Source organism: Paraburkholderia nodosa DSM 21604 (assembly GCF_000519185.1).
Classification (GTDB): Bacteria; Pseudomonadota; Gammaproteobacteria; order Burkholderiales; family Burkholderiaceae; genus Paraburkholderia; species Paraburkholderia nodosa.
Genome location: NZ_JAFA01000007.1, coordinates 272,293 through 283,970 on the forward strand (window position 1 = coordinate 272,293; position 11,678 = coordinate 283,970).

Here is an 11,678-nt window from a genome sequence, read left to right on the forward strand (position 1 = left end):
TGATCAGCGAGTTCGCAGTAGGGGTTGTCGTGCGTCGCACGATTCGCTGATCCGGCTACTCTCCGATCAATTTTATTGACGGAACGCTGCCAGACTCAAATGCGCCGTATTTGACCCCTCATCGCTTTTTGATATGCCCTCGTGTCTTTCTGCCTCGACATGCGGTCCCCGCGGCGCGTTCCGAAAGCGAAGTGCTCACCATATCAAAAAAGCATGTCCTCTAAATAATTGCGAATTTGTCACCGTGGATATTGCTTCTTACACTCCGACCTCACTTGTCCGCCGACGTGTACACCACGCATATCGAAAGTCGATGACGGCAAGGTTCTACTGCACGCATCTTTTTGAGGTCCGGCTCAACGTGAGACAACCGTTATTAACAATCGACACCGGCGCGACGCTGCCCACGCATGTCGACGTCGCGGTGATAGGCGGCGGCGCGGCGGGCGTGGCGACGGCGTACGAACTCAACCGGCTCGGCAAACGCGTGGCGTTGTTCGAGAAAGGCCGCGTCGCCGCCGAGCAGAGCAGCCGCAACTGGGGCTGGTGCCGCACGCTCGGTCGCGATCTGCGCGAACTGGGCATGGCGAAGCTGAGCGTGCAGCGCTGGACCGACCTGTCCGCGGAAATCGGCGCGGATGTCGGCTTCCGCAAGACCGGCATCACGTTCGTCACGCGCAGCGAGGAGGAACTCGCGGGCTGGCAGGAATGGTTCGACTTCGCGCGCCGCAGCGGCGTCGCCGCCGAGATGCTGACGCGCGAGCAGGCCAACCACATCTACGCGGACGGCGGCGCGCCGTGGATTGGCGGCGTGCGCACCTTCGACGACGGTTATGCCGACCCGTCCTGCGCGATTCCGCTGCTGGCGCAGCGCGCCGCCGCGCTGGGCGTATCGATCCTGCAGCATTGCGCGGTGAACGATCTGCTGACCGAGGGCGGCCGCATCACCGGCGTCGAAACCGAACTTGGCCGCGTGCGGGCCGACGCGATTGTGATCGCCGCCGGCGCGTGGTCGTCGCTGTTCTGCCTGAAGCAGAAGATCGTGCTGCCGACGCTCAACGTCTACTCGTCGGCCTCGAAGTCGGGCAGCGATATCCGGCTTGCCTTCGATGGTCCGCTGAAAACCCCGGAGTTCGCGTTGCGCGAACGCGCAGACGGCGGCTATACGCTCGCGAAGAGCGGCCGCGGCACGGTTCACGTCGTGCCCAACAGCCTGCGCTACGGCATGCGCTTCAAGGGGCTCTACGCGAGCCGCCGCAAGAGCATCAAGGTGCAGTTCGGCGGCGAGTTCTTCCGGCAGCTCTGGAACGAATTCAGCTATCTGCATCTCGGCCGCTCGCCGTTCGTACACAACCGCGTGCTGGATCCCGCTCCCGATCTCTCGCTGGTGCGATCGGCGTATGAGGCGGCCCAGAAGGTGTTTCCGCAATTCGACCCGTCGAAGGTGGACATTGCGTGGGGCGGCGCGATCGACAACACGCCCGACGGCATTCCAGTGGTCTCCGAGTGCAGCGAGCATCCGGGTGTGTATCTTTGCACGGGGTTCAGCGGACACGGCTTCAGCAGCTCGCTCGGCGCGGGCCGCATGCTGGCCGAGGCCATCGTGACAGGCACGATGGCCAGCGATCTGCACCACTTGTCGCACCGGCGCTTCATGACGGGCGAAGCGCTCGCGCCGAACATCATCTACTGACGACTCAACCGCGAGGCGCCGCATGAGCGCCTCGCGCTTACCATTGCAGGAGCACGCATGAACCAGCATGACCTCGTCGAATCCGACCGCCGACATCTGCTTCACCCCGTGGTCGACTACCGCGCGCACGAAAAGCGCGGCGTCACGATCCTGGAATCGGGCAAGGGCGTGTGGCTGCGCGACGCCGACGGCCATGAACTGCTGGATGGCTTCGCAGGACTGTGGTGCGTGAACACCGGCTACGGCCAGCAGAGCATCGTCGAGGCGGCTAGCAGGCAAATGGCGAAATTGCCGTACGCCACCGGCTATTTCCACTTCGGCTCGGAACCGGCGATCGAACTGGCCGACAAGCTCGTCTCGCTCGCGCCGAAATCGCTCACGCGCGTGTATTTTTCGCTCGGCGGCTCGGATGCGGTCGATTCGGCGGTGCGCTTCATCACGCATTACTACAATGCACTCGGCACGCCGCAGAAAAAGCAGTTCATCGCGCTCGAGCGCGGCTATCACGGCTCGTCGTCGTTCGGTGCGGGCCTGACCGCGCTGCCCGCGTTCCACCGCAACTTCGATCTGCCGCTCGCCACGCAGCATCACATTCCGTCGCCGTATCCGTACCGCAGCGCGACGCCCGACGATCCGCAGGCGATCATCGCCGCATCCGTGAAAGCGCTGGAAAACAAGATCGAAGCGCTCGGCGGCGCGCAGAACGTGGCGGCATTTTTCTGCGAGCCGATCCAGGGTTCGGGCGGCGTGATCGTGCCGCCGCGCGGCTGGCTCAAGGCGATGCGCGACGCGTGCAGGCGGCTCGACATCCTGTTCGTGGCGGACGAGGTGATTACCGGATTCGGGCGCACGGGACCGCTCTTCGCGTGTCAGGACGAAAACGTCGAGCCCGATCTGATGACGGTTGCGAAAGGGCTGACGGCGGGTTACGCGCCGATGGGCGCGGTGCTGATGAGCGAGGCGATCTACTCGGCCATCGCCGAAGCCGCGCCGCCCGACGCACCGGTCGGCCACGGCCAGACGTATTCGGCGCATCCGGTCAGCGCGGCGATCGGCCTGGAAGTCATTCGCCTCTATCACGAAGGCGGTCTGCTCGCCAACGCCGCCGCGCGCGGGCCGCAATTCGCGGCCGGACTCGACGCGCTGCTCGATCATCCGCTCGCCGGCGATTCGCGCCATCGCGGCCTGCTCGGCGCGCTCGAACTGGTCGCCGACAAATCGACGCGCGCGCCGTTCGATGCGTCGCTGAAGTTCCCGGGCCGCATCGCGCAGGCGGCCTATCGCAACGGCGTGGTGTTCCGCGCGTTCGGCGACAACATCCTCGGCTTCGCGCCCGCGCTGTGCCTGACCGAAGACGAATGCGCCGAGATGTTCCGTCGCGTGCGCCAAACCCTCGACGACGTGCTCGATGCCGACGACGTGCGCGCCGCGCTGCGTCGGTGTGCGGCGGTCTGAGCCCGCGTCCTCATCGCAGAAAGGCATTCACATGATCGAATCGCTGACCCGTCCCGACCTCGTTCGCAACGCCAACCTGATCGGCGGACGCTGGCAACCGTCCTCGAGCGGCCGTACTTTCGCCGTCACCAATCCCGCCGACGGTGCGCTGCTCGTACAGATTCCCGACAGCAGCGCCGCCGATGCGCGCGGCGCCACGGACGCCGCGCATGCGGCATTTCCGGCGTGGCGCAGCAAGCTGCCGCGCGAGCGCGCCGAAATCCTGCGCCGCTGGCACGCGCTGATCGTCGCGAACACCGAGGACCTCGCGCGGCTGATGTCGTCGGAGCAAGGCAAGCCGCTCGCCGAAGCGCGCGGTGAAGTCGCGTATGGAGCGGGCTACGTCGCGTGGTTCGCCGACGAAGCCGCACACGTTCACGGCGACATCCTCCCGCAACAGCAACGCGGCAAGAAGATGACCGCGGTGAAGGAGCCGGTCGGGATCGTCGCGGCCATTACGCCGTGGAATTTCCCGCTCGCGATGATCGCGCGCAAGATCGCGCCGGCGCTCGCGGCGGGCTGCGTGGTGGTCGCCAAGCCGGCCGAGGACACGCCGCTGACCGCGCTCTCGCTGGCGTGGCTCGCGCAGGAAGCGGGCGTGCCGGACGGCGTGCTCAACGTGATCGCGGCGTCGCGCGACAGCGGCATCGACGCGGTGGCCGACTGGCTCGAAGATGCGCGCGTGCGCAAGATCACGTTCACCGGATCGACCGCAGTCGGCAAGCTGCTCGCGCGCGATTCGGCGCGCACGCTGAAAAAGCTGTCGCTCGAACTCGGCGGCAACGCGCCGTTCATCGTGTTCGAGGACGCCGATCTCGCCGCGGCCGTCGATGGCGTGATCGCCGCGAAATTCCGCAACGGCGGGCAGACCTGCGTATGTCCGAATCGCGTATACGTGCATGCGTCGGTGTACGAGCGGTTCGCGTCGATGCTGGCCGAGCGCGTCGGCGCGCTGAAGGTTGCTGCCGCCGCCGATTCGTCTGCGCAGATCGGCCCGATGATCAATGCGCGCGCGGTGGAGAAGATCGCGCGTCACGTCGATCACGCGGTCGAGCGCGGAGCGAAAGTACTGACGGGCGGCAAGCGTCTGCCCGCGCTCGGCGAGAACTTCTACGCGCCGACCGTGCTCGTCGATGCGTCCGCCAACATGCTGTTCTGCAACGAGGAAACCTTCGGTCCGGTCGCACCGCTCTTTTCGTTCGACGACGAAGCCGAGGTGATCCGCACGGCCAACGACACGCCGTATGGCCTCGCCGCGTACTTTTACACCCAGGACATGCGGCGTATCGAGCGCGTGGCGGCGGCGCTGGAAGCGGGCGTGATCGGCGTGAACGAGGGCGCGGTGTCGAGCGAGGCGGCGCCGTTCGGCGGGATCAAGGAATCGGGCTACGGGCGCGAGGGTTCGCGCTACGGTCTCGACGACTATCTGGCGATCAAGTACGTGTGCCAGGGCGGTCTCGCCTGATCTTTTTATCTTCATCCGTTGCCCGGATGGCACAGGAGGACATGTTGAGCACGCTCGAAGAGGCCGATCGTCGTCACTATTTCCATCCAGGCACGCATGCCTACGATCACGCGAGCGGCGCGCTGCCGCCGCTGATCGTCGATCGCGCGAGCGGGATCCGCATCACCGACGTCGAAGGCCGCGAGTACATCGACGCTTTCGCGGGCCTGTATTGCGTGAACGTCGGTTATGGGCGCGATGAGATCGCCGAACGGATCGCGGCGCAGTGCAAGCGGCTGTCGTACTACCACAGCTATCAGGGCGTGGGTCACGCACCGGCGATCGAACTGTCACAACGGTTGATCGAGGAATGGGCGCCGCCGGGCATGATGAAGGTGTTCTACGGCATGTCCGGCTCGGACGCCAACGAAACGCAGATCAAGCTCGTCTGGTACTACAACAACATCCTCGGCCGTCCGAACAAAAAGAAAATCATCGCGCGCGATCGCGCGTATCACGGTTCCGGCATTGTGACCGGCGGCCTCACGGGCTTGCCGGTCTACCACGCCAATTTCGATTCGCCGTTCGATCGCGTGATCCGTGCGATGTGTCCGGACTACTATCGCCGCGCCGATCCCGGCATGAGTGAAGCGCACTTCACCGAACATTGCATCGCTGAACTCGAAGCGCTGATCGAGCGGGAAGGCGCGGACACGATCGCGGCGTTCATCGCCGAGCCGATGAACGGCACCGGCGGCATCGTGCCGCCGCCAGCAGGCTACTGGCCGGCAGTGCAGGCGCTGCTCAGGCGTTACGACATCCTGCTGATCGCCGACGAAGTGGTGTGCGGATTCGGCCGGCTCGGCGCGCGCACCGGTTGCGAACGCTTCGGCATCGCGCCCGATCTGCTGACCTTCGCAAAAGGCTTGACGAGCGGCTACGCGCCGCTGTCCGCGGTGGTGGTCGGCGAGGCATTCTGGGACGTGCTGATGAGCGGCTCGCGCGAGCACGGCATGATGGGCCACGGCTGGACCTACTCGGGCCATCCGCTCGGCGCGGCGGCAGCGCTCGTCAATCTCGACATCATCGAGCGCGAACAGCTGGTCGAGAATGCCGGGCGCGTCGGGGGCTATCTGCTCGAGCGTCTGCGCGCGACGCTCGGCACGCACCACGCGGTCGACGACGTGCGCGGCGTCGGCATGATGCTCGCGATCGAACTGATGCGCGACCCTGCTGCGCGCGAGCGTTTCCCCGCCGACCGGCGCATCAACGCGCGCGTGGTCGCGGCGGCGCGCGAGCGCGGGCTGCTGGTCCGCGCGCTCGGCACCGACATTATCGGCTTCGCGCCGCCGCTGATCACGACGCGCGAGGACGCCGATGAGATCGTGCGACGGGTGTCCGCGGCGATCGACGACGTGCTGCATTGACGAACCTTGTGAGCTCCACGATGAACACCGACACGCAAACGCTGGCGGTACCGGCGATCGGCCTGGGTACCTGGCAATCGGAACACGATGAGGGCGTGCGCGCGGTGCGCGCGGCGATCGAAGCGGGCTATCGCCATATCGATACGGCACCGCGCTACAAGAACGAAGCGGCGGTCGGCGCAGGAATCCGCCAGAGCGGCATCGCGCGCGACGAGGTGTTCGTGACCACCAAGATCTGGTGGACCGATCTGCACGCGCCGGCCGTGCGGCAATCGGTGGCGCGCAGTCTCGTTGCACTGAAACTCGACTACGTTGATCTGTTGCTGATTCATTGGCCGAATCCCGAGATTCCGCTCGAAGAAACGCTCGGCGCCCTGGCGGATGCGCACCGCCAGGGCCTTGCGCGCAAGGTCGGCGTATCGAACTTTCCGGTCGCGTGGCTGGAGCGCGCCGTCGCATTATCGGCGGTGCCGTTGTCGGTGAATCAGTGCGAGTATCACCCGTATCTCGATCAACGCAAGGTGCTGGCGGCGTGCGCGAAACACGGCATCACGTTTGTCGCGCATACGCCGCTCGGCAGCGGTCGTCTGCTGCGGGATCCGCTGATCGCGGACATCGCCGCGCGCTACGGCAAAGCGGTTTCGCAGATCCTGCTGCGCTGGCTGATCCAGCAGCCCGGCGTGGCCGCTTTGCCGAAGTCGAGCAATCCGCAGCGAATCGCCCAGAACGTCGACGTATTCGATTTCGCGCTCAGCGACGCGGACATGCGCGCGATCTCCGGACTCGCGCGTCCGGACGGACGCGTCAGCAAGGCCACGTGGGCGCCGCAGTGGGATTCGGTCTGAAGCGGCGCGACGCAATGCCGGCACGTCGATCCGCGCTCCTCGGGACCGAGGAGCCACACGGCATCGACCATATCAAAACAGCATGCCCCCCCAATACCTTGATATTTGCCGCCAAAAATATCGCTTCATAGACTCGTCCTCACATTCAGGACCGAGCCCGGTCAAGCACGCGTCCATCAGCGGATGTGCCGTCGATCGACGCGGGGATACGAGTTGGGTCGTCCGTTAGGCATCGCGTTGAATGGAGCGCAATGCAGCAATTGAAACGCATCGCATTCGAAGTTGGGTTCACATCATCGCGCGCGGCCAATCGACGTGCGATCTCCTGGAATTCTCAACCGTTCTGAGGCTGACATGAAGGTAGCTGGCTGGAATCGCATCTCGAGCGTCGTCCGATTCGGCATGACCGTCGCGCTCGCCGGAATGCTGTGCAACACGTCCAACGCGGCCGATACCCTAGGGATCGACAAGCTGGAAAAAAACGCGTCCATTTACGCGAGCCTTCCGCAGAAAATCAAGGACGCAGGCGTCATTCGCGCAGCCACGGAATCGGACTATCCGCCATTCGATTTTCTCGACGACCACAATCAGCTGATCGGCGCGGACATCGATATTTCCCGTGCGCTGGGACGCATCATGGGCGTGACGATCCAGAACACGAACACCGACTTTTCCGCGATCATTCCGGGCTTGCAGTCAGGGCGGTTCGACGTCGGCATTTCGTCGATCGGCGATTACACCGAGCGTGAAAAGACAATGGATTTCGTCGATTACTACCGCGGTGGCACGTCCTTCCTCATCCGCAACGGCACGACCGAGCCGAAAGCGATCGCCGATCTCTGCGGCACGACCGTCGGCGTGCTCAAAGGCACCTCGTCGGAAACGCTGGCGCAAAGCAGCAGCGATCGATGCAAGTCGATGGGCAAGCCGGCCATCACGGTCAACGCCTACCCGACGCAAAGCGCTGCCGTGCTCGCGCTGACGTCCGGAAGAATCCAGTCCGTCTCTGGCGATTCGGCGACCAACGGCTATTCGGCGAGCAATGCGTCGCTCAAGATCCGCAACGGAGGTCTCTCGGTTTATCAGGACCGTCCGTATTACGGCATCGCGATTCCCAAGGATTCGCCACTGGTGAAGCCGTTTATGGACGCGATGGATCAGCTCATCAAGTCCGGTGTCTACACAGCCATTGTCAGGAAGTGGGGCATCAGCGACGGCGCGATTGCCGCGCCGCTCAAGAATCAGGGCATTGCACAGTGAGAGACCGGCGGTAAAGACCCGCGGCCGGCCCGCACGACCGGGTCGAACCACGATCCTCTTTTAAGGATGACTTGTTATGGCTTCTCTCACATCGGCGATCAAACCGGCGACGCCGCTCGTCGTCACGCACGGAAAAGGCACTTACCTGTACGACGAAGCGGGTCGCGCGTGGCTCGACTTCACCGCCGGCATCGGCGTGACGGCGACCGGCCATTGCCATCCGGCGGTCGTGGAGGCAGCGAAGCAGCAGATCGAGCGACTGATCCACGGCCAATACGGCATCGTGCGGCATCAACCGCTGCTTCGATTGATGGACCGGCTACAGGCCGTCATGCCTGAAGGTCTGGATACGTTTTTCTTCGCGAACTCCGGCGCTGAAGCGGTGGAAGCGGCCGTGCGGCTTGCGCGCAATGCGACGGGCCGGCAGAACGTCGTCGTGTTTCAGGGTTCGTTTCATGGGCGGACCTATGGCGCGGCGTCGCTGACGACGTCGGGCGCGCGCTTTCGCGCCGCCGTTTCGGGTCCGCTGCCGCCGGGTGTCGTCGTCGCGCCGTTTCCGGCGCCATTTCGCTACGGGTGGGATTTGCAGACAGCCAACGAGTTCTGTCTGCGCGAACTGGATCACCTGTTCGTCACGCTCACGCGACCCGAGGACACCGCCGCGATTCTCATTGAGCCGGTGCAGGGCGAAGCGGGCTACCTGCCGGCATCGACCGCGTTCTTCGAAGGCTTGCGCAAGCGCGCCGACCAGCACGACATCATGCTGATCGTCGACGAGGTGCAGGCGGGCATGGGCCGCACCGGCAAATACTGGTCGCACGAACATTTCGACGTGCATCCGGACATCGTTGTGTTCGCTAAGGGCATTGCGAGCGGCTTTCCGCTTTCCGGCGTCGCGGCGCGCGAGGACGTGATGAACCGCGCCGCGCCGGGGTCGCAGGGCGGCACGTATTCGGCGAACGCAGTCGCCTGCGCGGCGGCGATTGCGACGCTCGACGTGATCGAAAAGGAAGGCTTGCTGGACAACGCGCGCGAGATGGGAAAGCGCCTGCGTGACGGCCTGGAAGCCACTGCGGCGCGGCACAAGGGTATCGGCGACGTGCGCGGCCTGGGTCTCATGCAGGCCTGCGAATTCGTGCGTCCGGACGGAAATCCCGATCCCGACACCGCGAGGGCGGCCGTCGCGGCGGCCCTCGAACGCGGCCTCATTGTGCTGACGTGCGGCCCGTACGGACACATCGTGCGGATGATCCCGGCGTTGACGGTGAGCGAGAAGGAAATTGCGATCGCTCTCGAAACGTGGAGCGCCGCCGTCGACTACGCATATGCGGGAGGATGAGATGGTCGTCATGGGAAAGCATGCCGATTCCGGCGACGAACTGGTTTCGACGGCGCACGACGTTGCGGAGGAGGGCAGCTACCCGATCGTGCGTTCGCGCCATCCCGGCCAATGGCTGGCCGCCGCGATCAGTCTGCTGGTTGTCGTGTGGCTGGCGCATTCCATTGCGACCAACCCGAACTATCAGTGGGGCGTCGTCTGGAAGTATCTGACGTTCGACACGATCCTTTCCGGTCTCGCGTGGACGCTCGGGCTCACGATCGTCTCGATGGCCAGCGGAATTGTGCTGGGCATCGTCGCCGCGCTGATGCGTCAATCGACGAATCCCGTGCTGTCGGGTTTCGCTGCCAGCTATATCTGGATCTTTCGCGGCACGCCGCTCCTCGTCCAGCTCATCTTCTGGTACAACCTGGCCGCGCTGTATCCGCGGATCGAAATCGGCTTGCCCTTCATGACGCCGATCTTTTCGATCTCCGCGAACATCGTCGTCACGCCGCTCGTCGCCGCGCTGCTCGGACTGAGCCTGAACGAAGGGGCGTATATGGCGGAGATCGTCCGAAGCGGCCTGCTTTCGGTCGATGCAGGTCAGCGCGAAGCCGCGCAATCGCTCGGGTTGTCGCCGGCCCGCACCGTTCGCCGCATCATCCTGCCCCAGGCGCTCAGGGTGATCGTGCCGCCGACCGGCAACGAAATCATCGGCATGCTGAAAGCGACGTCGCTCGTCAGCACGCTCGCCATTTCGGATCTGCTGTACTCCGTGCAGGGAATCTACGGTCGGACTTTCGAGACCATTCCGCTGCTGATTGTCGCGAGCTTCTGGTATCTGCTGGCGTCGTCAATGCTTTCGCTGCTCCAGACCGCTCTCGAAAGCAAGCTGCGACGCGGGCAGAGCGCCGCGCCCAACGATGGGCTCAGCCGGATTCTGGCGCATCTCAGACGGATGGCGCGCTTCCACGACAGCCGTTCGCATCGGGAGCAATGACATGGATTTCGCGCAAGGACCGATGGTCCGGATGACTAACGTGCACAAGCGGTTCGGGCTTCACGACGTGTTGACGGACGTGAGCCTGTCGGTTCGTCCGGGCGAAGTCTGCTGCCTCGTGGGCCCGTCCGGCGCCGGCAAAAGCACGCTAATCCGCTGCATCAACTACCTCGAGAAGATCGATCGCGGCAGCATTCACGTCAACGGTCAGCTGGTCGGCTATCGGCTGAAAAACGGACGGCTGCACGAGTTGAGCGAACGCGAAGCCGGACGCTCGCGCGCCGACACCGCGATGGTGTTTCAGCACTTCAATCTGTTTCCGCATCTGTCGGTGCTCGATAACATCGTCGAAGCGCCGATTCACGTGCGCAAGGAAAACCGCAGGGCCGCCGAGGCTCACGCGCGCGAACTGCTCGCGCGCGTCGGGCTCGGCGATCGCGAGCGAGCGTATCCGCGAGAACTCTCGGGCGGCCAGAAACAGCGCGTCGCGATCGCTCGCGCGCTGGCCATGCGTCCGAAGCTGCTGCTGTTCGACGAGCCAACATCCGCACTCGATCCGGAACTCGTCGGTGAAGTCCTGAGCGTCATGCGCTCGCTGGCACGGGACGGTCAAACGATGATCGTCGTTACGCACGAGATCGGTTTCGCGCGCGAAGTGGCGGATACGCTCGTCTTCATGGATCAGGGGCGCATCGTCGAGCACGATACGCCTGCCCGCTTGATCGACACGCCTCAGTCGGAGCGGGCGCGGGTGTTTTTCAAACGATTGCTGAAATGATGCGTGCTGACGGCGTCTGAAACGCGAAGGGGGCAAGAAGCGCCGGCGGTGCCTTGCTGCTGCGATGGTCGATTCAGAGGTCGATCGGCAACTGGCACGAGGCGACGATCCGGGGCCGATGGCGGGCGTCGCCGTCATGGTTCGAGCGCCAGTGCAAGGTCCTTGACGGGGACAGGATCATGTCCCGGTACGCGGCTACACGCCGGCCTGCTGCCGTCTTGTCGGATCGTCAACCCATTCCTGCAGCAGATAAAGCTGATAAGTACCGGGCAGGCCCGCCTGCCCGGTGGCTACTGACAGACTCCCGGCTTACTGTCCGGAGGAATGGCGTCCCGCTTGCGCACTCAGCAAAGGGTTTGCTTTCTGCTGTCAAGCGCAAAGTCAAGCGGTCGGATGATTCAGCCAGCCTTTGCGCA

At 64.5% G+C, this 11,678-nt stretch carries 9 protein-coding genes; all 9 read left to right on the forward strand.

The window, feature by feature from the left end:
- Positions 1–313 precede the first annotated feature (313 nt).
- The 9 genes from A3CW_RS0112810 (at position 314) to A3CW_RS0112850 (ending at position 11,262) form a co-directional block, all read left to right on the forward strand.
- Complete coding sequence (locus A3CW_RS0112810; RefSeq protein ID WP_051481428.1) at positions 314–1,693, forward strand: NAD(P)/FAD-dependent oxidoreductase; 1,380 nt, start codon at positions 314–316, stop codon at positions 1,691–1,693.
- Positions 1,694–1,750: 57 nt separating this feature from the next.
- Positions 1,751–3,148, forward strand: a complete 1,398-nt coding sequence (locus A3CW_RS0112815) for an aspartate aminotransferase family protein (protein WP_028203937.1) — start codon at positions 1,751–1,753, stop codon at positions 3,146–3,148.
- A gap of 31 nt (positions 3,149–3,179) precedes the next feature.
- Complete coding sequence (locus A3CW_RS0112820) at positions 3,180–4,652, forward strand: NAD-dependent succinate-semialdehyde dehydrogenase (protein ID WP_028203938.1); 1,473 nt, start codon at positions 3,180–3,182, stop codon at positions 4,650–4,652.
- A gap of 41 nt (positions 4,653–4,693) precedes the next feature.
- Complete coding sequence (locus A3CW_RS0112825; protein WP_407669738.1) at positions 4,694–6,058, forward strand: aminotransferase; 1,365 nt, start codon at positions 4,694–4,696, stop codon at positions 6,056–6,058.
- Between the two features lie 20 nt (positions 6,059–6,078).
- Entirely contained in the window at positions 6,079–6,903 is an 825-nt protein-coding gene (locus A3CW_RS0112830) for an aldo/keto reductase (RefSeq protein ID WP_028203940.1), read from the forward strand.
- 354 nt (positions 6,904–7,257) lie between these two features.
- Positions 7,258–8,163, forward strand: a complete 906-nt coding sequence (locus A3CW_RS46125; protein WP_051481429.1) for an ABC transporter substrate-binding protein — start codon at positions 7,258–7,260, stop codon at positions 8,161–8,163.
- A gap of 76 nt (positions 8,164–8,239) precedes the next feature.
- Positions 8,240–9,502, forward strand: a complete 1,263-nt coding sequence (locus tag A3CW_RS0112840) for an aspartate aminotransferase family protein (protein ID WP_028203941.1) — start codon at positions 8,240–8,242, stop codon at positions 9,500–9,502.
- A gap of 10 nt (positions 9,503–9,512) precedes the next feature.
- A complete protein-coding gene (locus A3CW_RS46130; protein ID WP_035512921.1) occupies positions 9,513–10,484 on the forward strand; it encodes an amino acid ABC transporter permease in 972 nt (323 codons plus the stop codon).
- A gap of 1 nt (position 10,485) precedes the next feature.
- On the forward strand, positions 10,486–11,262 hold the full coding sequence (locus tag A3CW_RS0112850) for an amino acid ABC transporter ATP-binding protein (protein WP_028203942.1): 777 nt from the start codon (positions 10,486–10,488) through the stop codon (positions 11,260–11,262).
- Positions 11,263–11,678: the final 416 nt, after the last annotated feature.